Annotated in this window: 17 protein-coding genes; 15 read left to right on the forward strand and 2 right to left on the reverse strand. The window is 68.5% G+C overall.

Annotated elements, in window-relative coordinates; all coding sequences use genetic code 11:
* Positions 1-126: 126 nt before the first annotated feature.
* Both C666_RS14325 and C666_RS14330 read right to left on the reverse strand, forming a co-directional pair.
* Positions 127-2,208 carry a PQQ-dependent dehydrogenase, methanol/ethanol family gene (locus tag C666_RS14325; RefSeq protein WP_004341535.1) on the reverse strand — a complete coding sequence of 694 codons (2,082 nt, stop codon included), beginning with the start codon at positions 2,206-2,208 and terminating at the stop codon, positions 127-129.
* A 70-nt stretch (positions 2,209-2,278) separates the two neighbouring features.
* The gene (locus C666_RS14330; RefSeq protein ID WP_154666247.1) at positions 2,279-3,190 is read right to left on the reverse strand and encodes a transporter; all 912 of its coding nucleotides are present in this window, start codon (positions 3,188-3,190) and stop codon (positions 2,279-2,281) included.
* Positions 3,191-3,442: 252 nt separating this feature from the next.
* Between C666_RS14330 and C666_RS14335 the strand changes: the two genes are divergently transcribed.
* The 15 genes from C666_RS14335 (at position 3,443) to C666_RS14405 (ending at position 21,084) form a co-directional block, all read left to right on the forward strand.
* Positions 3,443-5,398, forward strand: a complete 1,956-nt coding sequence (locus tag C666_RS14335; protein WP_004341539.1) for a sigma-54-dependent Fis family transcriptional regulator — start codon at positions 3,443-3,445, stop codon at positions 5,396-5,398.
* Positions 5,399-5,755: 357 nt separating this feature from the next.
* Complete coding sequence (locus C666_RS14340) at positions 5,756-8,662, forward strand: adenosylcobalamin-dependent ribonucleoside-diphosphate reductase (RefSeq protein WP_028792407.1); 2,907 nt, start codon at positions 5,756-5,758, stop codon at positions 8,660-8,662.
* Positions 8,663-8,901: 239 nt separating this feature from the next.
* Complete coding sequence (locus C666_RS14345; protein ID WP_004341542.1) at positions 8,902-9,708, forward strand: tetratricopeptide repeat protein; 807 nt, start codon at positions 8,902-8,904, stop codon at positions 9,706-9,708.
* Positions 9,709-9,741: 33 nt separating this feature from the next.
* Positions 9,742-11,319, forward strand: a complete 1,578-nt coding sequence (locus tag C666_RS14350) for an ABC transporter ATP-binding protein (protein WP_004341544.1) — start codon at positions 9,742-9,744, stop codon at positions 11,317-11,319.
* Positions 11,312-12,376, forward strand: coding sequence for an ABC transporter permease (locus C666_RS14355; RefSeq protein WP_004341546.1), 1,065 nt, complete (start codon positions 11,312-11,314; stop codon positions 12,374-12,376). Before C666_RS14350 ends, C666_RS14355 begins: the two co-directional genes overlap by 8 nt.
* A gap of 12 nt (positions 12,377-12,388) precedes the next feature.
* On the forward strand, positions 12,389-13,321 hold the full coding sequence (locus tag C666_RS14360) for an ABC transporter permease (protein WP_004341548.1): 933 nt from the start codon (positions 12,389-12,391) through the stop codon (positions 13,319-13,321).
* A 113-nt stretch (positions 13,322-13,434) separates the two neighbouring features.
* Positions 13,435-14,457, forward strand: coding sequence for an ABC transporter substrate-binding protein (locus tag C666_RS14365; RefSeq protein WP_004341549.1), 1,023 nt, complete (start codon positions 13,435-13,437; stop codon positions 14,455-14,457).
* Between the two features lies 1 nt (position 14,458).
* On the forward strand, positions 14,459-15,247 hold the full coding sequence (locus C666_RS14370; protein ID WP_004341551.1) for an ABC transporter ATP-binding protein: 789 nt from the start codon (positions 14,459-14,461) through the stop codon (positions 15,245-15,247).
* Between the two features lie 12 nt (positions 15,248-15,259).
* Positions 15,260-16,111 (forward strand): ABC transporter permease, encoded by an 852-nt coding sequence (locus C666_RS14375; protein ID WP_004341553.1) that lies wholly within the window; start codon positions 15,260-15,262, stop codon positions 16,109-16,111.
* A 13-nt stretch (positions 16,112-16,124) separates the two neighbouring features.
* Positions 16,125-16,661 (forward strand): thioredoxin family protein, encoded by a 537-nt coding sequence (locus C666_RS14380; RefSeq protein ID WP_004341555.1) that lies wholly within the window; start codon positions 16,125-16,127, stop codon positions 16,659-16,661.
* 16 nt (positions 16,662-16,677) lie between these two features.
* A complete protein-coding gene (locus tag C666_RS14385) occupies positions 16,678-17,670 on the forward strand; it encodes a CoA transferase subunit A (protein ID WP_004341557.1) in 993 nt (330 codons plus the stop codon).
* Complete coding sequence (locus tag C666_RS14390) at positions 17,667-18,491, forward strand: CoA-transferase subunit beta (RefSeq protein ID WP_004341559.1); 825 nt, start codon at positions 17,667-17,669, stop codon at positions 18,489-18,491. The genes C666_RS14385 and C666_RS14390 overlap by 4 nt, the downstream gene beginning before the upstream one ends.
* A 25-nt stretch (positions 18,492-18,516) precedes the next feature.
* Positions 18,517-19,305, forward strand: a complete 789-nt coding sequence (locus tag C666_RS14395) for an enoyl-CoA hydratase (protein WP_004341561.1) — start codon at positions 18,517-18,519, stop codon at positions 19,303-19,305.
* Between the two features lie 16 nt (positions 19,306-19,321).
* Entirely contained in the window at positions 19,322-19,789 is a 468-nt protein-coding gene (locus C666_RS14400) for a CoA-binding protein (protein WP_004341564.1), read from the forward strand.
* Positions 19,790-19,803: 14 nt separating this feature from the next.
* Positions 19,804-21,084, forward strand: a complete 1,281-nt coding sequence (locus C666_RS14405; protein ID WP_004341566.1) for an O-acetylhomoserine aminocarboxypropyltransferase/cysteine synthase family protein — start codon at positions 19,804-19,806, stop codon at positions 21,082-21,084.
* Positions 21,085-21,396 lie beyond the last annotated feature (312 nt).

Consider the following 21,396-nt stretch of genomic DNA (forward strand, 5'->3'; position numbering starts at 1 on the left):
GACAGAAACCGCCGCGTCGCCTCGCTCACCGGCGCCTTCAGAGTGTCCATGTAGTCCTGCATGTCTCGTCTCCTGTGATGAATTCATGCCGGCGGCGGACGCCCCCGCCCACCGCCGGCCGTGCGCTTACTGCTTCGGCCGTATCGCGTCGGCGGTGCCGAGGATGAAGGCCTTGATCTTGCGCACTTCCTCGGGCGTGAGCTTGCCGGTGAAGTCCGGCATGCCGCGCGAGACGAGCGGCCCATTGAAGACGTAGTTCTCCAGATTGCCGATCACCGTCGCCGGGCGGTAGCCCAGGTTCGGCAAGTTGCCGCCCTTGTCCACGCCGGGCACGCCGTGGCAGAACACGCAGTTGCTCACGTACAGCAATGTGCCCTCGGCCACGTCGGCCGGATCGTAGGGCACGCCCGTCACGAGATTGCCGAGCTGGTAGGCCACCTGCTCGGGCATCGGCGCGGTGCCGCCGAGCTTGAAGGTGTACACCGTGCCGGGCGACTTGAACTCCGATGCGCGCGCCGACTGGCCGTACACACCGCCCCAGCCCACGGCGACGGAGACGTACTGCTCGCCATCCACCTCATAGGTGATCGGCGCCGCCACCACCCCGCTGCCGGTGGCGGTGTCCCACAGCTTCTTGCCGTCGCGCGCATCGTAGGCGATGAAGCGCGCATCGGCCGTGCCCTGGAACACCACGTTGCCGGCGGTGGTCAGGGTGCCGCCGTTCCACGGCGAGATGTACTCCTGGCGCCAGACCTCTTTCTGCGCGACCGGGTCCCAGGCTAGGAGACGGCCGTAGGCGGGCGCCTTCGGCGCTTCGACGTTGACCAGCTTGGCGGTGTTCCAGCCCACGCCGCTCATCGGCTGGCCAGGCTTGTTGTCGCGCGGGCCGCTCCAGTTCTTGTCGTCCTGCAGCGTCACCGGCACGTACTGGGCGGGGAAGTAGGCCAGCCCGGTCTGCGGGCTGTAGGACATCGAATGCCAGTTGTGCGCACCGAACACGCTGGGAATCACCTCCACCGGCTTGTCGGTGCGGCGCGCCTCGGGGTTCTCGATCGGGCGGCCCGCCTTGTCGTAGCCGGTGGCCCAATTCACGTCCACGAAGTTCTTGGCCGAGATGAACTCGCCATTGGTACGGTCCACGACGAAGAAGAAGCCGTTCTTGGGCGCGTGCAGCAGCACCTTGCGCTTTTTGCCGTCCAGCTCCAGGTCGGTCAGGATGATGTCCTGCGTCGCGGTGTAGTCCCAGTTCTCGCCCGGCGTTTCCTGGTAATGCCAGACGTACTCGCCGGTATCCGGGCGCAGCGCGACGATAGAGCTGAGGAACAGGTTGTCGCCACCGCCTGGGCTGCGGGCCAGGTGCGCCCAGGGCGCGCCGTTGCCCACGCCGATGTACATCAGGTCCAGTTCCGGGTCGTACACCATCGAGTTCCACACCGTGCCGCCGCCGCCGGCCTCCCAGTACTTGCCGGACGGATCCCAGGTCTTGGCGGCCATTTCCATCGCCGCGTTCTCGAACGGCTTGGACGGGTCGCCGGGCACCGTGTAGAAGCGCCAGGCCTGCTTGCCCGTCTTGGCATCATAGGCGGTGATGTAGCCGCGCAGGCCCAGTTCCGAACCGCCGTTGCCGATGATGACCTTGCCCTTGAACACGCGCGGCGCGCCGGTGATCGTGGCCGCATCCTTCGCCGCCGCCTCCAGCGTGTCCTGCTCCCAGCGCTTCTGGCCGGTCCCGGCGTCGAGGGCGATCAGGCGACCGTCGAGCGAGGCCACGTAAACCATGCCCTCGTGGTAGGCCACGCCGCGGTTGACCGCGTCGCAGCAGGCCTTGCGGCCAGCTTCCGGCGGCACCTTCGGATCGTATTCCCACCGCTTCTTGCCGGTGCGCACGTCGATGGCGTGCACGATGCTCCAGGCCGCGGTCACATACATCACCCCATCCACGACCAGCGGCGTGGCCTCCACGCCGCGGCTGGAATGCAGGTCGTAGGACCACGCCAGGCCAAGCTCCTTGGCGTTGTTCGGCGTGATCTGGGTCAGCGGGCTGAAGCGCGTGCCGGCATCGTCATAGCCGTGGCTGCGCCACTCGCCGCCAGCCGCGAAAGCGGTGGAACCCAACACCAGGCAGCCCAGGCCGAACACCGCCTGCTGCATGCGCTTGCGCGCGGGAATGGCGCCATCCCGCGGGCGCGCGGATACCGTCGTCAACATATCGTCTCCTTCTTTTTCTCGTGGGGCGGCGCCACGTTCGAGCGCCCCCGTCTTGTCGGCATGCGGCGGTTCAGAACACCTTCAGCACACGCAGGTTCAAGCGGTCGTCCTCGCGCAGGCCGTTGCGCACCGACACGTCGCGGCCGTAGCTGGCCAGCAGTTGCAGGTCCGGCGCGATGAACCAGCCGGTGCCGACGCTGACCTTGGTCGTGCGCAGGCGGTCGCCCTGGTCCACGCCGGCAACCTCGGTTTCGCCGCCGACGGTGTGGGACACACCGGCGCGCAGGTCCCAGGCGTCCGACAGGTGGTAGCGCAGATAGCCCTGGAACTGCATCGACGGCTTCTGCTTCATCGTCACCTTGGCCGCGCCGAACTTGTCGTTCTTGCCGTACAGCGTGAAGTCACCAATCAGGTCGAGCGAGACCTTTTCCGACAGTTTGGTGATGAAGCCGGCCTGCAGCGCGAATTTCCACCGATTTTCACCGAGGTTGAGCGCATCGTCGTTGTCGTAGTTGCCCGTCGGCGCATAGAGGAAAGGGGTGATGCCGAAGTAGGTACCCGTCTGCGGCTTGTTCACCAGCCAGACGGTCGCCGCGAGGATCAGGTCGCCGACACCGCTGGCGCTGCCGGCCGCCGACAGGTCGTCCTTGCCTTCCAGCTTGCCGAAGGGCAGCAGGAACTGCGGATCGACGATATAGCCGCCGATCTCGGTGAAATGCACGCCGCGCAGGATGCCCACATGCGAATCCAGCCGCGGATCGCCGGCCTGCTTGCGTCCCCGCACATAGGCGGCGTCGCGTGTCGCGTACTGGTAATACGCCATCGCCAGATTGGTGCCGGCCGGCAGCGCAGTGTAGTCGCCGGCATCCACATCGACCGCATGCGCCTGCGGCGCCGCCAGTGCGGCACACAGCGCCGCCATGCCGCCAAGACCACACCAGCCGTTTCGACGCGCTTGCGCCGCCTCCTTGAGTGGCTTCATTCCCTTGTCTCCGATAGTAGTAATATTCGGCGGCCGCCTTTCAGCATCGCGGAACCGGCCCGCCCACCGCTCCGGGCAGGCGAAGCAGATGATGCAGAAGCCGTGCCAGAAAAACAAAAATCATTCAGAACAATCAGTTGCAGTAATTTCCGCAACCCTGGACAACAATGGGGCGCGCACACTGTATCGTTTCAAGCCAGCTTGCCTCCGGCCACTGGATCGATACGCGCCAGCCCCGGCACAGGAGGAGACATGGAGCCTGTCCGTACGGATTTCGATAGCAAGGTGCTGCATGCGCGCCAGTTGCTGCGCGAAGGCCGCGATATTCCCCCAAGCCTGGTCGCGGAGGAGGTCCAGCGCTCTTGGTCGCGCTCGCTCAAGCACGGCCTCAGGGAACACGACCGCGTCCTGTTCAACCCGGTTTCGGCCGCCCAGCTGCGCCGCCTGGACGATACCCACCGCGTGCTGCTCGACCATGCCGCCCCCGAACTGCAGCGCCTGTTCGCCGCGCTGGACAACGCCCATTGGGTGATCGCCTGCCTGGAGGCCCGCGGCACCGTCGTCAAGGCGCTGGGCGGGCAGAGCGCGGCCCTGCGCGACATCGCCACCGCGCTGCGCCCCGGGCTGAACCTCAGCGAGAACGTGGCCGGCACCAGCGCCCCCGGCTGCGCGCTGGAAGAGCGGCGGCCCGTGATCGTGCGCGGCAGCGAGCACTTTCTCGAAGAGATACACATGTGCGCCTGCGTCGCGGTGCCGATCTTCGACCCCGCCGGCGACCTGGCCGGCGTCCTGAACGCCTCGCGCCACCATCACGCCCCGTCCATCGGCATTCTCGAGCCGCTCGCCCTCACCGCGCGCGCGATCGAGAACCGCATGGTCAATGCCTTGCCGGATGCGCTGCACCTGCGCCTGCACTACAGCGCGGAACTGGTCGGCACGCCGATGTGCGGCCTGCTCGCCATCTCCCGCGACGGCCGCCTGCTCGGCGCCAACCCCCTGGCGCGCCAGTTGCTGGAGCTGGACATGCTGCCGGGCACCGCGCAGTGCGCGCAGACGGTGTTCCAGTGCGGCCTGGGTCCGCTGCTCGACATGCTGCGCAAGCATGGCCGCACGCCGACCCCGCTGCACTGCCACAACGGCGTGCGCCTCCACGTGTGCTTGGCCGACGACGCGCACCCGCGCCCCTTCACCGCCCCGGTGCCGCGCCCGGCCGTGGCGGCCGGCGCACCGCACGCGGCCCGCGCCTCCACGCCATCGATGCTGGCCGACTCCAAGCTGAGCCTGCGCATCCACCAGGCCGAGCGCGCCTTCGCCCGCAACATCCCGGTGCTGATCAACGGCGAAACCGGCACCGGCAAGGAAGTACTGGCGCGCCACCTGCACGACGGCGGCCCGCGCGCCTCCGGCCCCTTCGTCGCCATCAACTGCTCGGCGATTCCGTCCGGCCTGATCGAGTCCGAACTGTTCGGCTACGACGACGGCGCCTTCACCGGCGCGCGGCGCGGCGGCATGGCCGGGCGCTTCGAGCAGGCCAACGGCGGCACCCTGTTCCTCGACGAAATCGGCGACATGCCGCTCGAACTCCAAGCCCGCCTGCTGCGCGTGCTGCAGGAACGCACGCTGACCCGGCTGGGCAGCACCCGCAGCATCGCGCTGGACTGCTCGGTGATCTGCGCCACCCACCGCGACCTCGCCCAGCGCGTCGCCAGCGGCGAGTTCCGCGAAGACCTGTACTACCGTGTCAACGGTCTGCGCGTCACCCTGCCCGCGCTGCGCGAGCGCAGCGACCTGGACGCGCTCATCGACCACCTCCTGGCGCGTGAGGCCGCACCCGCGACGCCGGCGCTGACCGCCGCCGCACGCGACTGCCTGCACCGCCACGACTGGCCGGGCAACATCCGCGAACTGCAGCAGGTCCTCCGCCTGGGCGCGGCGCTGGCCGAAGCCGGCTGCATCGACGTCGGCCACCTGCCGCCGGAACTCACCGACGCGCCCCTCTCCCTGCCGGCCGAAGCCCCCCGGGACGGGCAAGCGCAGTGCGCCGACGGCAAGGCCACGCTGCAGCAAGCCGAAGCCGAAGCCGTGCGCGCCGCCTTCCTGCGCCACGACGGCAACGTCTCGGCCACCGCGCGGACCCTCGGCATCGCCCGCGCCACGCTGTACCGCAAGCTGCGCAGCTACGGCCTGCTCGCCGATGCGGAGGCCTGAGCCCCGGCCGGGCGCTGCTCCAGGGCATCCGGCCGAGGCTCTGCGAGCATCAGGCGGACCGCCCTGTTCCCGCGGCCGCCTTTGGGCCATGCCATGGAAAGCTGCGCGCTTCTCGATTACCCGTAGGAAGCACGCGCCACATCGGCCTCAAGCATCCGGAAGCCATTGTTTTAGCGGCTTTCCGGGCGAAAATTCGGTTCCGAATAGCTACTACATCTAGTATTCGAATTTTCAATTCGACACAATCAAAACACACAACATACTGATATTTAAAGATTAAATTTTTTTGCTCCTGAGCATTTTCCGCGCTATTCTTCAGTCCGCATTCAGAACCACCCACGGATGAAGAAAAACACCATGAGCGAGACCACCAGCGCATCGGCCCACGGCGCAGCCAAGGCCAACGTCCTTCCTCCCAGCGCCGCCAACCTGCCGATGCAGGAAATCTCCGGCGAAGTGCTCGTCGAGAAGTACGCCAAGGGCGACGAGCAATCCATCGCCGAGGTGCGCCAGCGTGTCGCCCGCGCGCTGGCCGCGGTCGAAACCGAGGACAAGCGCGCCCATTGGGAAGCCAGGTTCCTCGAAGCGCAGGAAAAGGGCTTCGTCCCCGCCGGCCGCATCAACAGCGCCGCCGGCACCACGCTGGCCGCCACGCTGATCAACTGCTTCGTCCAGCCGGTGGGCGACTCGGTCACCGAAGCGGTCGACGGCCGCCCCGGCATCTACACCGCGCTGGCCCAGGCCGCCGAAACCATGCGCCGCGGCGGCGGCGTCGGCTACGACTTCTCGTCGATCCGCCCGAAGGGCGCGCTGGTCAAGGGCACGGCCTCCAACGCCTCGGGCCCGGTATCCTACATGCGCGTGTTCGACCGCTCGTGCGAAACCGTGGAATCGGCCGGCGCGCGGCGCGGCGCGCAGATGGGCGTGCTGCGCTGCGACCACCCGGACATCGAGGAATTCATCCACGCCAAGGACCAGGGCGACCTCACCAACTTCAACATCTCGGTCGGCGTCACCGACCCCTTCATGCAGGCGGTCGAGGCCGATGGCGACGTCGAACTGGCGCACAAGGCCGAGCCCACCGCCGACCTCAAGGAAGCCGGTGCCTACCAGCGCGACGACGGCCAGTGGGTGTACCGCAAGGTGCGCGCGCGCGCGCTGTGGGACCAGATCATGCGGTCCACCTATGACCACGCCGAGCCGGGCATCCTGTTCCTGGACCGCATGAACCAGGACAACAACCTGTACTACTGCGAGACCATCGAGGCCACCAACCCGTGCGCCGAACAGCCGCTGCCGCCCTACGGCTGCTGCTGCCTGGGCTCGATCAACCTGACGCCCTTCGTCAAGAATCCGTTCGGCGACAAGGCGGAGTTCGATTACGCCGCCTTCGGCAAGGTCGTCGACGTGTCGATCCGCATGCTCGACAACGTGCTCGACAGCACCCACTGGCCGCTGGAGCAGCAGCGCGCCGAAGCCGACTCCAAGCGCCGCGTCGGCCTCGGCTTCACCGGCCTGGGCGACGCCCTGATCATGCTCGGCAAGCGCTACGACACGCCCGAGGCGCGCGAGGAAGCGCGCAAGATCTCCGAGTACATGCGCAACCGCGCCTACCTGGCCTCGTCCGAGCTGGCGCGCGAGCGCGGCGCCTTCCCGCTGTTCAACGCCGACCTCTACCTGTCGGGCGGCAACTTCGCCTCGCGCCTGCCGGCCGAGGTCAAGGACAAGATCCGCAAGCACGGCATCCGCAACTCGCACCTGCTGTCGATCGCACCCACCGGCACCATCAGCCTGGCCTTCGCCGACAACGCCTCCAACGGCATCGAGCCGCCGTTCTCCTACACCTACACCCGGCGCAAGCGCATGGCCGACGGCACCTTCAAGGAGTACGCCGTCGAGGACTACGCCTGGCGCCTGTACCGCCACCTCGGCGGCAACGTCGAGGCGCTGCCGCCGTCCTTCGTCACCGCGCTGGAAATTTCCGCGCAGGCGCACAAGGACATGGTCGCGGTGGTCGCGCCCTACGTCGACACGTCCATCTCCAAGACGGTGAACGTGCCCGAGGACTACCCCTATGCCGAATTCGAGGACCTCTACCTCACCGCCTGGAAAGCCGGCCTGAAGGGGCTCGCCACCTACCGCCCCAACAACGTGCTGGGTTCCGTGCTGTCGGTCACCCCGACCGCCGAGCAGAAGCAGCCGCACGACGTCGAGCTGTCCGACGCCAACCGCCGCCTGTCGATCAAGAGCCTGCCGGCGCCGGTGCTGTCCAGCCTGCGCTGGCCCGGCCGCCCCGAGATGCCGGACGGCAACATGGCCTGGACCTACATGCTCAACACCCCGACCGGCGACTTCGCGCTGTTCGTCGGCCAGTTCGGCACCAATGGCGGCACCTTCCCGTTCGAGGTGTGGGTCAACGGCGCCGACCAGCCGCGCGGCCTGGGCGCGGTGGCCAAGACCCTGTCGATGGACATGCGCGCCAACGACCGCGGCTGGCTCAAGCTCAAGCTCGAGACCCTGGCCCGCACCGTGGGCGAGAAGTCCTTCGAGATGCCCTTCCCGCCGCACGGCGAGAAGAAGCTCTTCCCCGGCACGGTGTCGGCCTTCGCCCAGGTCGTGCGCTACCGCTGCGAGAAGCTCGGCGTGTTCGACAAGGAAGACGACACCAACGCGGTGCTCGACACCCTGTTCAGCCTCGAAGAGCCCAAGACGGGTACCGACGGCACGCTGTCGTGGACGGTGGACATCTACAACCCGGCCACCGGCGAGGACTTCGTGCTCGGCCTGAAGGAAATCACCCTGCCGGCGCAGGACGGCTACGCGGCGGGCGTCACCCGCCCGTACTCGGTGTGGCTGTCGGGCAACTATCCGCGCGCGCTGGACGGCCTGACGCGCATCCTGTCGCTCGACATGCGCGTCATGGACCCGGCCTGGATCGGCATGAAGCTGCGCAAGCTGCTCGACTACCCCGAGCCGCTGGGCGACTTCATGGCCTTCATCCCCGGCACCCGGCGCCAGCAGAACTACCCCAGCACGGTGGCCTACCTCGCCCAGCTCATCATCCACCGCTACGCGATGCTCGGCGTGCTCGACGAGCGCGGCTACCCGACGCGCGAGATGGGCATCCTCGAATCGCCGCGCGACGACAGCGAACCCAAGCTGATGCAGGGCGCGCTGTGCACCGAGTGCGGCAACCACACCGTGATCCGCAAGGACGGCTGCGACTTCTGCACCGCCTGCGGCGCGGTCGGCACCTGCGGCTGAGTCCACGCGCTCCCGTCGAATGCCCGCATCCCCGGATGCGGGCTTTTTCTTGCTGCGCCCCACCCCGCGAGCGGCCCCGCAGTTCCGACGTCCTTGAAATCCGCCCGGGCTTGCCCGAGAATCGCGGCCGAAGCCTGTGTTTCACGCGTGCATGCGCGTGTTTCACATCACGCCTCGTTTCCAGCGCCCGGGCGGACGGTCCGTACCCGCGCCGCCGATCATTCCGAAAGGTTTTCGCCATGGGCGTACGCGCCAATACCCCCTGCCCCAAATGTGCATCGACGCGCTGCCGGGAGTCCCGCTGGAGTTCGCACAAGGAAAAGGTCGACAACCCGGACAAGCACCCCTTCCGCTGCCTGTCCTGCTCGCATCGCTTCATCGCCCCCTTCGGTACCGCCCGGCAAGGCCTCGGCGGCCGCCATCCGCTGCTGACCGTGGCTGCCGCGGCCGTCATCACCATCATCGTGGTCAGCGGCATCGGCTTGCTGTGGCCGGGCGGCTCGCCCGAGGAGGAAGCGGCGCCCACCGCCCCGCAAGCGAATGCCACCAGTCCGACGATGGAAGAAGCCGCGCGCAATGGCGACCTGGAAGCGCAGTTCCGCCTGGGCCGTGCGGCCCTGCTCGACACCTCGCGCGGCAAGGAAGGCGCGGCCGAAGCCGTCTCCTGGCTGAAGCGGGCCGCCACCGGCGGACACGCGGGCGCCATGCTGCAGTTGGGCAAGCTCTACCGCAGCGGCGTGGGCATGCCGCAGAACTACGAGTATGCGGAAAAATGGATACGCACCGCGGCCGACGCCGGCAACAGCGAAGCCATGGTCGAGCTCGGCCGCCTCTACCGTAGCGGGCTCGGCGTCAAGGCGGACTCGGTGCAGGCCTATGTCTGGTTCAACCGCGCCGCCGCCGCCATGAACATGGACGGCGTGCACGAACGCGACAGCATCGCGCTGAAGCTGAGCGCGGCGGAACTGAAGGCCGCCCAGGCGGAATCGCTGGCGGCCGACGAGAACCACGCCGACCCGGCACCGGACAAGATCGCGCAGGACTGAGGCGCACCTGACGATTCCGCGGATGCGCCGGCCATGAGCGACAGGACACCCCCACCCGCCGCCAGCGGCGCGCCGCCGCGCCTGCAGCTCGAGGGCATCGGCAAGGTCTATCCGGGCGTCGTCGCCAACGAGGGCATCGACCTCGCCGTGCGGCCCGGCGAGATCCGCGCCATCCTGGGCGAGAACGGCGCCGGCAAATCGACGCTGATGAAGATCATCTACGGCGTCACCCGCCCGAGCGCGGGCCGCATCCTGTGGGAGGGGCAAGCCGTCCAGGTCGAGAATCCCGCCCACGCCCGCAGCCTGGGCATCGGCATGGTGTTCCAGCACTTCTCCCTGTTCGAGACCCTGAGCGTGGCCGAGAACGTGGCACTCGCCCTGCCCGGCCGGCCGGCGCTGGACGAACTCTCGCGGCGCATCGCCGAGGTCTCGGAGCGCTACGGTCTGCCCGTCGATCCGCGCCGCCGCATCCATGCGCTGTCGGTGGGCGAGCGCCAGCGCGTCGAGATCATCCGCTGCCTGCTGCAGCACCCGCGCCTGCTGATCCTGGACGAGCCGACCTCGGTGCTGACGCCACAGGCGGTGCGCAAGCTGTTCGGCACGCTGCGCCAGTTGTCGGCGGAAGGCTGTTCCATCCTGTACATCAGCCACAAGCTCGACGAGATCCAGGCGCTGTGCCACACCGCCACCGTGCTGCGCGGCGGCAGGGTGAGCGGCGAGTGCATTCCGGCGCGGGAGACCGCGCAGTCGATGGCGAGCCTGATGATCGGCAGGGCGCTGCCGCACTGCGAACACACCGCGGCACGCGCCGACGGCGAGCTGCGCCTGCGCCTGGCGGGCCTGTCGCATGCGTCGGACGACCCGTTCGGCACCGACCTGCAGGACATCCACCTCGACCTCCACGCCGGCGAGGTCGTCGGCATCGCCGGCGTTTCCGGCAACGGCCAGCAGGCGCTGCTGCGCGCGATCTCGGGCGAGGACACGCTGGCGGAAAAATTCCCGGTGCAGATCTGCGGCGTCGAGGCCGGCCGCCTCGGCCCGGCGCAGCGGCGCAGGCTGGGGCTGTGCTTCGTCCCCGAGGAGCGCCTTGGCCGCGGCGTGGTGCCCGACCTGTCGCTCGCCGACAATGCGCTGCTCACCGCCGCGTACAGCCAGGCCATGGTGGCGGCCGGCTTCCTGCGCGCCGGCCGGGCGCACCGCTTCGCCCGGCGCTGCATCGAGGCCTTCGGCGTCAAGTGCGGCGGCAGCGGCGCGCTCGCCGGATCGCTGTCGGGCGGCAACCTGCAGAAGTTCATCATCGGCCGCGAGATCCTGCAGGCGCCGAAGGTGTTCGTCTGCGCCCAGCCGACCTGGGGCGTGGACGTGGGCGCGGCCGCATTCATCCGCCAGTCCATCATCGACCTGCGCGACCGGGGCTGCGCGGTGCTGGTGGTGTCCGAGGAAGTGGACGAGCTGTTCGAGATCTGCGACCGCATCGCCGTGATCGCCAAGGGCCGCCTGTCGCCCGCCCGCCCCGCCGCCGGCGCCACGGTGGAGGAGATCGGCGTCTGGATGAGCGGCATGTGGCCGGGCGCCGAACCGGCCACGCACGTGGAGGCGGCGAATGCTTGAGCTCGAAGCCCGCGCCGAGCCTTCGCGGCTGATGTCCTGCCTGTCGCCGCTGCTCGCGGTGGCGCTGATGCTCGCCGGCGGCCTGCTGGTTTTTTCCGCGCTCGGCAAGGATCCGGGCGAAGGTTTCCGCGTCTTCTTCCTGAACCCGATCAAGGACCTCTACGGTATCTCCGAACTGCTGCTGAAGGCCACGCCGCTGATGCTGTGCGCGATCGGCCTGGCCATCGGCTTTCGCGCCAACATCTGGAACATCGGCGCCGAAGGCCAGTTCATGCTCGGCGCGGTGGCGGCCACCGGCATCGCGCTGCATTTCGACGCTTCGGACGGCGCCCTGCTGCTGCCCGCGATGGTCGTCGCCGGCGCGCTCGGCGGCGCGGCCTGGGCAGCGATTCCGGCGCTGCTGCGCACGCGCTTCAACGCCAACGAGATCCTGGTGTCGCTGATGCTGGTGTATGTGGCGCAGTTGTTCGTCTCCTGGCTGGTGTTCGGGCCGTGGATGGACCCGGACGGCTTCAACTTCCCGCAGACGCGGATGTTCGGCGACGCCGCGCTGCTGCCGGCGCTGCTCGACGGCACCCGCCTGCATCTGGGCTTCGCCCTGGCGATCACCGTGCTGGTGGCGGGCCATGCCTTCATGAACCGCAGCCATGCGGGCTTTCGCATGCGCGTCGCCGGCCAGGCGCCCGACGCCGCGCGCTACGCCGGCTTCTCGGCGGCACGCACGGTATGGACGGGGCTGCTGCTGGGCGGCGCCGCGGCCGGGCTGGCGGGCATGGCCGAAGTGGCCGGGCCGATGGGGCAGCTCACCGACAAGGTCGGCAGCGGCTACGGCTTCGCCGCCATCATCGTCGCCTTCGTCGGGCGCCTGAACGCTTTCGGCATCTTCCTCGCCAGCCTGCTGATGGCGCTGCTCTACATCGGCGGCGAGCAGGCGCAGCAGTACCTGAACCTGCCCAGCTCGATCTCGATGGTGTTCCAGGGCATGCTGCTGTTCTTCCTGCTCGGCGCGGACGTGCTCATCAACTATCGCCTGCGGCTGCGCCGCCGGGCCGGCTGAGGACGCGAAGGCATGGACGCGGACCTTTTCACCTCGATGCTGTTCGCCACCGTGGTGGCGGGCACGCCGCTGATCATCACCGCGCTCGGCCTGCTGGTGAGCGAGAAGGCCGGCGTGCTCAACCTCGGCGCCGAAGGCATGATGGCCATGGGCGCGGTCGCCGCCTTCGCCGCCACCCACCACAGCGGCGCCCCCTTGCTGGGCGTGCTCGCCGGCATGGGCGCGGGCATGGCGATGGCCTTGCTGTTCGGCGTGCTGACGCTGACCCTGATGGCCAATCAGGTGGCCGCTGGCCTTGCACTGGCGATCTTCGGCGTCGGCCTGGCGGCCTTCGTCGGCAAGCCCTACGAAGCGATCGCGCTGCAGGCCGTGCCGCCGATCCGCATTCCGTTCATCGCCGACCTGCCGCTGGTCGGCGAGGCGCTCTACAACCAGCAGGCGCTGGTGTATTTCTCGTGGGCGCTGTTCTGGGCCGTGCTGTGGTTCCTGCATCGCAGCCGCGCCGGGCTGGTGCTGCGCGCGGTGGGCGAGTCGCCGGCGTCGGCGCATGCGATCGGCTATCCGGTGATCCGCATCCGCTACCTGGCGGTGCTGTTCGGCGGCGCCATGGCCGGCATCGGCGGCGCTTTCCTGTCGGTGTTCTATACGCCGATGTGGGCCGAAGGCATGGTCGCCGGACGCGGCTGGATCGCCCTGGCACTGGTCGTGTTCGCCACCTGGCGGCCGCTGCGCGTGGTGGTCGGCGCCTATCTGTTCGGCGGCGTGATGATCACCCAGCTCTTCATCCAGGGCTCGGGCCTGCAGATCGACTTCCCGTCGCAGTTGCTGTCGTCGCTGCCCTACTGGGCAACCATCGTCGTGCTGGTGGCGATTTCACGCAACGCCGGCGCCATCCGGCTCAACTCGCCGATGTCGCTGGGCAAGCCGTACCGGCCGGATGCCTGAGGCCGAACCGGCTGCGATATAACGTTTTAAATATAAGCAAACAACAAATAATTCGTTTGGTTATAGACGGCCCTTTGGCAGACTCCGCGCAAACAAATTGCACAGGAGCCTCCATGAAACACCGTCTCGCCCTCAAGTCCTTCGTCGCCGCCATCGCCCTGGCCGGCACCCTGGGCAGCGCGTTCGCCGAACAGCTCAAGGTCGGCTACCTGCCGGCCACCGGCCACGCCAAGTTCTTCATCGCCAAGGAACAGGGCCTGTTCGCCAAGGAAGGCCTGGACGTCGAACTGGTCGAGTTCCACAACTCCGCCGACGGCCTCAACGCCATCATCGCCGGCAAGCTCGACACCGGCGCGTTCGGCACCACCGGCCCCATCGCCCACCTGTCCAAGGGCACCAAGCTCAAGATCATCGGCGGCATCATGGGCGGCGACGCGGCCCTCGTGACCACCCAGGCCGGCGCCGAGCAGGTCAAGACCATCGCCGACCTGAAGGGCAAGAAGGTCGCCACCGTGCGCATGGCTTCCGGCGACGCCGTGCTGCGCGGCGCGCTGAAGGACTCGGGCCTGAACTGGAAGACCGACCTCGAGATCTTCGAGCTGAAGAACCCGTCCGCCGTCATCGAGGCGGTCAAGTCCAAGCAGGTGGATGTCGGCCTGGTGTGGGGCCCGCACGATCTGCGCGCCGAGGACCAGGGCCTGAAGATCGTCATCCATTCCAGCGACCTGCAGCCCGGCCACCCCTGCTGCCGCATCGTCATCACCGAATCGAACGCCAAGAACCAGGCCACGTGGGAGAAGTTCCTGCGCGCCATCCTGCAGGCCGAGCGCTTCGCCGCCGAGAACAAGGAAGCAACCATCGACTCGATCGCCAAGTACGTGAAGCTCGACAAGCAACTGCTGTGGCGCGGCTACTACTCCGAGTACATCGACCAGTCTTCCGACCCGGATGCCAAGGGCGTCAAACACTTCGCCGACGTGATGGCCAGCAGCGAGTTCATCACCAAGGCGCCGGACCTGTCGGCGTCGATCGATGCCCGCTTCTACGAGAAGGTACTGAACCAGCTCGCCGCCGAGAACCCGGGCGATGTCTACTGGCAGAAGCTGCAGCAGGATTTCAAGCGGAAGAACGGCTGACATGGCGGCAGAGCTGAGCCTGGAGGGCGTCGGTTTCTCGTACGAGGACGCGGCGCCCATCCTGGAGAAGATCGACCTCGAAATCCCGGCCGGGCAGTTCGTCTGCCTGCTGGGCGCCAGCGGGTCGGGCAAGTCCACGCTGCTGCGCCTGCTGGCCGGCCTGCAGTTTCCCGACCAGGGGCGGCTGCTACAGAATGGCAAGCCGATCACCGGCCCCGGCTTCGACCGGGGCGTGGTGTTCCAGGACTATGCCCTGTTCCCGTGGATGACGGTGGTGGACAACATCGCCATCGCCATCGGCAAGGCCCAACCGGGAACCCGCAAGGCCGACTGCCGGGCGCAGGCGGTGGACTACCTGGGCAAGGTGGGGCTGGAATCCGCGGTCGGCCAGTACCCGTTCGAGCTGTCGGGCGGCATGCGCCAGCGCGCCGCCATCGCGCGCGCCCTGGCGCTGCGCTCGCCGGTGCTGCTGATGGACGAGCCCTTCGGCGCGCTCGACCCCACCAACCGCGCCCGCCTGCAGGACCTGCTGACCGAGGCCTGGGAAACCGAGGCCACGAAGAAGACCATCGTCTTCGTCACCCACGACATCGACGAGGCCCTGTACCTGGGCGACCGCGTCGTCGTGCTCGGCTCCACGCCGGGACGCCTGATCGCCGACCTGCCCGTGCCCTTCGCCCGCCACCGGGACCGCCGCAGCCTGTTCGACAGTTCCGGCTTCCACGCCCTGCGCGAATCCATCGCCGAAACCCTGGCCGCCGACACGCTGCGCCAGCTCGTCGCCGCCTGAAGGAAGATCACCATGTCCGAAACCCTTGCCGCCGCGGAGCGGGGCCGTCCCGTTTCCGGCGTTTCCGAACCTCAGTCCAGGCGCCCCGCGCCCGCCAGGAAGGACCCGGCCAAGCCCTCCGCCCTGCGGGTGCTGGCGGACGGCTCCATCATCTGGCTCGTGCTGCTGGGCGCCTGGTTCGCCGCCGCGGCGTGGTTCCCGCTGGGCGAGAACCCGCTGATCCCCAGCCCGCAGGCCACCGTGCTGGCGCTGTGGGAATCCCTACCCGAGCTGTGGAAGAGCACCCTGGCCTCGTTCTCGATCCTGATTCCCGGCCTGCTGCTGGCCATCGTGCTGGGCATCCTCGCCGGCATCCAGGTGGGCTCGTCGCCACGCCTGCAGCGGATCTTCTTCCCCTTCGCGCGGGTCGCGGCGCCGGTGCCGCCGACGGTGTACGTGCCCTACGCCATCGCCATCCTGCCCACGTTCAAGCTGTCGGCCATCTTCGTGGTCTTCATCGGCGCCTTCTGGCCGATCTTCCAGAACGCCGCCGCCGGCGCCCACGCGCTCGAAGGGCGCTACCGCGACAACGCGCAGATCCTCGGCCTGACGCGGCGCGAGTTCCACTGGAAGGTGGTGCTGCCGGCGGCGATGCCGCACATCTTTTCCGGCATCGCGGTGGGCCTGGGCTTTTCCTTCATCCTGCTCACGGTGGCCGAGCTTTTCGGCGCCAATGCGGGCCTGGGCCGCTTCGTGCAGTACTACGCCGACTTCGCCGACTACCCGAAGATGGTCGCCGGCATCCTGTACACCGGCGCCGTCACCTACCTGGCGATGAGCGGCCTGGAAGCCATCAAGCGCCGCGTCCTGTTCTGGCATCGCTGAAGGAGACCTCCCCATGCTCGTCCGTTCCCGTTCATCCCTCGCCGCCGTGCTGCTGGGCTCGCTGCTGTGCGTGGCCGCCGGCCCCGCCGGCGCCGCCCTGTTCGAGCGCGAAACCCGCGACATCCGGGCGGAAGTCCGCAGCGCGGCAGATTCCGGCCGCAAGCTGGCGGTGTTCCTGACCATGCCCGACTGCCCCGGCTGCCGCGACATGGAGCAGCACGTCTTCCAGGATGCGACCACCGAAAAGGCCTTCGGCGCCCGCTTCGCCACCGCGCGCGTGGATATCGCCGGCGCATCGCCCCTGATCTCCCCGACGGGCGAAACCACCACCGCGCCGGACTGGGCGCGGCGCCTGCGCGCGCTGGGCACGCCGTCCTTCGTGTTCCTCGACGGGCAGGGCCAGGTCCTGTACCGCCACACCGGGGTGCTGGACACCGAGGGCTTCCGCCAGTTGAGCGACTACGTCGCCACCGAGGAATACGAGAACCGCCCGTTCCAGCCCGCCCAGGCGCAGCCGGGGCATTCACATCACGATCACCACGCCCATTGACCGAATCCGATCCTCCATGTCACGCAACAAACTGATTTCCCTGGCCGAGGCCGTCGAGCGCCATAGCTGGGACGGCATGCAGTACGCCAGCGGCGCCTCGCTTCCGGTGGGCTCCGACACCATCGTGTTCGGCCGCGAACTGGTGCGCCGCCAGCGCCGCGACCTGCACGCCCTGTTCCACTGCAACACCCAGCAGCTCAACCTGCTGGCCGCCGCCGGCGCCGTGAGCAAGGCCGAATGCGGCTTCTCCGGGCTGGAGGTGTTCGGTTTCGCCAACGGCCTGCGCCGGGCCGTGGAAACCGGCCAGCTCGCGCTGGAGGACTACTCCAACCTGTCGTTCGGCCTCCGCCTGCTGGCCGGCGCGCTGAACTGGCCCTTCGCCCCGTCGACGGTCAACATCGGCTCCGACATCCAGTGGCGCAGCGCCTTCGCGCCGGACGAAACCCCCGCCCGCCACAAGATCCCGACGGTGACCGACCCCTTCAGCGGCCGCGAGGTGGGCGCCCTCAGCCCGCTCAAGCCCGACGTGGCGGCCATCCACGTATCGCTGGCCGACCCGCTCGGCAACGCCATCATGCTCGGCACCGAATGGAGCCGCTTCGAACTGTCGCGGGCGGCGAAGAAGGTGGTGCTGATCGCCGACGCCATCGTCGATACCGCCTGCATGCGCCAGTTCCCGAACCTGGTGCGCATCCCGGACATCATCGTCGAGGCGGTGGTGTACTGGCCCTTCGCCGCCTGGCCGCAGTCCTCGCCGGGCTTCTACGACGTGGACGAGGCCCACATGAAGGCCATGAACAAGGCCCTGGCCACGCCGGAAGGCACCGAGGCCTACATCGGCCGGTACGTGGACGGCTACACCGACCTCGACGGCTACCTGGACATGATCGGCCGCGACACCATCGAGCAGTTGTCCCGCACCGGCACCGCCTTCCTTCTCGACCCCTTCCGCCAATGGATCAAGACGCCGGAGGAAGTCCGCGCCCTCGCATCCGGAGACGCCCGATGAGCACCGATCTCGCCCAGGCCGCCGACGCCGACCTGCCCTACACCCGCCAGGAGATGATGGCGATCGCCACCGGCCGCGAACTGCACGACGGCGACCTCGCCATCTTCGGCGTCGGCCTGTCGATGCTCGCCGGCTACTTCGCCCAGGCCTGCCATGCGCCCAACATCCGCACCATGACCGAAGGCGGCGTGTATGGCGCCACGCCCGTCGGCGGCCTGCCGTGGGGCATCGAGTGCAACCGCATCTCGTCCAACGCCACCAGCTTCACCAACGCGCTCGACGCGCTGGGCTTTCTCGTCGCCTCCGGGCGCTGCGACGTGGGCATCATCGGCGCGGCCCAGGTGGACAAGTTCGGCAACGTCAACACCACCGGCATCTGGGACGGCGACGGCATCATCGGCGACAGCTACCGCCTGCCCAAGACCCGCCTCACCGGCGCCGGCGGCGCCAACGACATCGCCTGCGGCGCGGGCCGGGTCATCATCATGGTCACCCACGAGGCCAAGCGCTTCGCCGACAAGGTCAGCTACATCAGCTCGCCCGGCTACCTCGACGGCGGCGACGCGCGCGCGCGCCACGGCTTCATCGGCGGCGGACCATCGGCAATCGTCACCACACTCGGTATCATGCGTCCGGACCCCGAAACCAAGGAGTTCTTCCTGGACGCCTGGTATCCCTTCTCCAGCGTCGAGGAAATCCGCGCCAGCACGGGCTGGGACCTGAAGGTTTCGCCCGATGCCCATGTGGTGCCCGAACCGACAGCCAAGGAGCTCGCCGCCCTGCGCCGGGTGGACGAGACGGGCATGCTGCGCAAGAAATGAGAACCGACACACGCCGAGAACAGCCATGACCGAACCCACCCTGCTCAGCGTCGACGACGCCGGAACCGGCGTCCGCACGCTGATCCTGAACCGGCCGCAGGCCCGCAACAGCCTGTCCCAGCCGGTGATCCGCGAACTGATCGACACCTTCGAGGCCATCGCCGCCGACGACGGCGTGCGCGTCGTGATCCTGGCCGGGGCCGGCCCGGCCTTCTGCGCCGGCCACGACCTGAAGGAAATGCGCGCCGCCGGCTATGCGCCGGACTACGCCGAGGGCCTGTTCGCCGATTGCGCCGAGCTGATGCAGTCCATCGTCAACCTGCCCAAGCCGGTCATTGCCCGCGTCCATGGCATCGCCACCGCCGCCGGCTGCCAGCTGGTGGCGAGCTGCGACCTGGCGGTCTCCGCCGACGACGCGCGCTTTGCCACCCCGGGCGTGAACATCGGCCTGTTCTGCTCCACCCCGATGGTGGCCCTGTCGCGCAACGTGGCACCCAAGCACGCCATGCAGATGCTGCTCACCGGCGACCTGATCGACGCCGCTGCGGCGCTGCGCTTCGGCCTGGTCAACGAACTGGTGCCCGCCGCCGAACTCGAAGCCCGCACGCTGGAGCTGGCCCGCAAGATCGCCTCCAAGTCGCCCCTCACGCTGGCCATCGGCAAGGAAGCCTTCTACCGCCAGGCCGCCCTGCCCCTGGACGAGGCCTATGCCTACACCCGCGGCGTGATGGTGGGCAACCTGCAGGCCCTGGACGCGCGCGAGGGCATCGACGCCTTCATCGACAAGCGCACGCCCGCCTGGTGCGGCCGCTGATCCGGACGGCACGGGCATGAGCGACATCCAGACCCTGCGCCGGGTTCTCCACGAATCCCGCACCATCGCCGTGGTCGGCCTGTCGGCCGACTGGTTCCGGCCGTCCTACTTCGCGGCCAAGTACATGCAGCAGCACGGCTACCGGATCATTCCGGTCAACCCCAAGTACCCCGAGATCCTGGGTGAGAAGAGCTATCCCGACCTGGCTTCCATCCCGGACAAGGTTGACATCGTGGACGTGTTCCGCAAGCCCGCCGATGCGCTGCCGGTCGCCGAGCAGGCCATCGCCATCGGTGCCCGCACGCTGTGGCTGCAGATCGGCGTCATCAACGAGGAAGCGAAGAAGAAAGCCGAGGAAGCCGGCCTCACCGTCATCATGGACCGCTGCGTCAAGATCGAGTACGCCCGCCTGTTCGGCGGCCTCAACTGGTTCGGCGTCAACACCAAGGTCATCTCCTCCCGCCGCCCCCGCTGGCTTCCCTGAGCAGGACTCCGAACATGGCAGACCACCAATACGGCTTCGACACCCTGTGCCTGCACGCGGGCCAGATCCCCGACGCGGCCACCGGCAGCCGCGCCGTCCCCATCTACCAGACCACCTCCTACGTCTTCGACAGCCCCGAAGAGGCCGCCAGCCTCTTCAACCTGCAGACCTTCGGCAACGTCTACTCCCGCATCTCCAACCCCACCGTCGCGGTGTTCGAGGAGCGCGTCGCCGCGCTGGAAGCGGGCCGCGCCGCGGTGGCCACCGGCAGCGGCATGGCCGCGCAGATGATCGCGCTGCTCAACATCTGCGAGGCCGGCGACCAGATCGTGGCCGCGCGCACGCTGTACGGCGGCACCCACACCCAGCTCGACGTCAATTTCCGCAAGCTCGGCATCGACACCGTATTCGTCGATCCGGACGACCCGGAAAACTTCGCCCACGCGATCACGCCCAGGACCAAGGCCATCTACGCTGAGACCCTGGGCAACCCCTCGCTCAACGTGCTCGACATCGAGGCGGTGGCGAAGATCGCCAACGGCGCCGGCCTGCCGCTGTTCATCGACAACACCTTCGCCAGCCCCTACCTGTGCCGTCCGTTCGAGTGGGGCGCGGCGATCAGCGTCCATTCGGCGACCAAGTTCCTCGGCGGCCACGGCACCACGATGGGGGGCGTGATCGTCGAATCCGGCAAGTTCCCGTGGGACAACGGCAAGTTCCCGGCCATGACGGACCCTTCGCCCGGCTACCACGGCGTGCGCTTCTTCGAGACCTTCGGCGACTTCGGCTTCACGATGAAATGCCGCATGGAAGGCATGCGCACCTTCGGCCCGGTGCTCTCGCCCTTCGCCGCCTTCCAGCTCCTGCAGGGCGTCGAGACCCTGCCGCTGCGCATGGACCGCCACTGCGCCAGCGCGCTGGCGGTGGCCCGCCACCTGGAATCCCACCCCAAGGTCGCCTGGGTCAACTACCCCGGCCTGGAAAGCAGCCGCTACCACGCGCTGGCGAAGAAATACCTGCCGCGCGGCGCCGGCGCGGTGCTGAGCTTCGGCATCAAGGGCGGTGCCGCCGCCGGGCAGAAGTTCATCGATTCGGTCGAGTTCCTGTCCCACCTCGCCAACATCGGCGACGCCAAGACCCTGGTCATCCACCCCGCCTCCACCACCCACCGCCAGCTCTCCGAAGAGCAGCAGGTGGCGGCCGGCGTGCCACCCGACCTGATCCGCCTGTCGGTCGGCCTGGAAACCCTGGACGACATCCTGTGGGACATCGACCAGGCGCTGGGCAAGACCTGAGCAGGACCCGGGCACGCCCCCTTCCCGGCAAGCCCCCTGCGGACACGCGTCCCCAGGGGGCTTTTACTTGTTAAGTTTCCTGCGCCTTGTGTAAGCTTGCGTCCGGGTGTCCGTGCCGCATGCTCGCGGCCGGGCAGGTTTTCGTGATGGTCGGGCCGCCTCACGGTGTTGCCGCGCGCCCATGAACCGAAGCCCAGCCCTTCCGGCCCCGCTGCCTCCGCAGCTACGGGCCGTCCGCCCCGCCCCCCGCCAGCCTCTCGCCACGGCCCGCCACCGGCCGCACGCGCATGCCTGCCGCCCGCCACGCGCGCC

The organism is Thauera linaloolentis 47Lol = DSM 12138 (assembly GCF_000310205.1).
Lineage (GTDB): Bacteria > Pseudomonadota > Gammaproteobacteria > Burkholderiales > Rhodocyclaceae > Thauera > Thauera linaloolentis.

Bases quoted from the DNA above. Each gene is read 5' to 3' on its own strand.
- C666_RS14325 (WP_004341535.1), bottom strand. From the start codon at position 2,208: ATGTTGACGACGGTATCCGCGCGCCCGCGGGATGGCGCCATTCCCGCG.
- C666_RS14330 (WP_154666247.1), bottom strand. From the start codon at position 3,190: ATGAAGCCACTCAAGGAGGCGGCGCAAGCGCGTCGAAACGGCTGGTGT.
- C666_RS14335 (WP_004341539.1), top strand. From the start codon at position 3,443: ATGGAGCCTGTCCGTACGGATTTCGATAGCAAGGTGCTGCATGCGCGC.
- C666_RS14340 (WP_028792407.1), top strand. From the start codon at position 5,756: ATGAGCGAGACCACCAGCGCATCGGCCCACGGCGCAGCCAAGGCCAAC.
- C666_RS14345 (WP_004341542.1), top strand. From the start codon at position 8,902: ATGGGCGTACGCGCCAATACCCCCTGCCCCAAATGTGCATCGACGCGC.
- C666_RS14350 (WP_004341544.1), top strand. From the start codon at position 9,742: ATGAGCGACAGGACACCCCCACCCGCCGCCAGCGGCGCGCCGCCGCGC.
- C666_RS14355 (WP_004341546.1), top strand. From the start codon at position 11,312: ATGCTTGAGCTCGAAGCCCGCGCCGAGCCTTCGCGGCTGATGTCCTGC.
- C666_RS14360 (WP_004341548.1), top strand. From the start codon at position 12,389: ATGGACGCGGACCTTTTCACCTCGATGCTGTTCGCCACCGTGGTGGCG.
- C666_RS14365 (WP_004341549.1), top strand. From the start codon at position 13,435: ATGAAACACCGTCTCGCCCTCAAGTCCTTCGTCGCCGCCATCGCCCTG.
- C666_RS14370 (WP_004341551.1), top strand. From the start codon at position 14,459: ATGGCGGCAGAGCTGAGCCTGGAGGGCGTCGGTTTCTCGTACGAGGAC.
- C666_RS14375 (WP_004341553.1), top strand. From the start codon at position 15,260: ATGTCCGAAACCCTTGCCGCCGCGGAGCGGGGCCGTCCCGTTTCCGGC.
- C666_RS14380 (WP_004341555.1), top strand. From the start codon at position 16,125: ATGCTCGTCCGTTCCCGTTCATCCCTCGCCGCCGTGCTGCTGGGCTCG.
- C666_RS14385 (WP_004341557.1), top strand. From the start codon at position 16,678: ATGTCACGCAACAAACTGATTTCCCTGGCCGAGGCCGTCGAGCGCCAT.
- C666_RS14390 (WP_004341559.1), top strand. From the start codon at position 17,667: ATGAGCACCGATCTCGCCCAGGCCGCCGACGCCGACCTGCCCTACACC.
- C666_RS14395 (WP_004341561.1), top strand. From the start codon at position 18,517: ATGACCGAACCCACCCTGCTCAGCGTCGACGACGCCGGAACCGGCGTC.
- C666_RS14400 (WP_004341564.1), top strand. From the start codon at position 19,322: ATGAGCGACATCCAGACCCTGCGCCGGGTTCTCCACGAATCCCGCACC.
- C666_RS14405 (WP_004341566.1), top strand. From the start codon at position 19,804: ATGGCAGACCACCAATACGGCTTCGACACCCTGTGCCTGCACGCGGGC.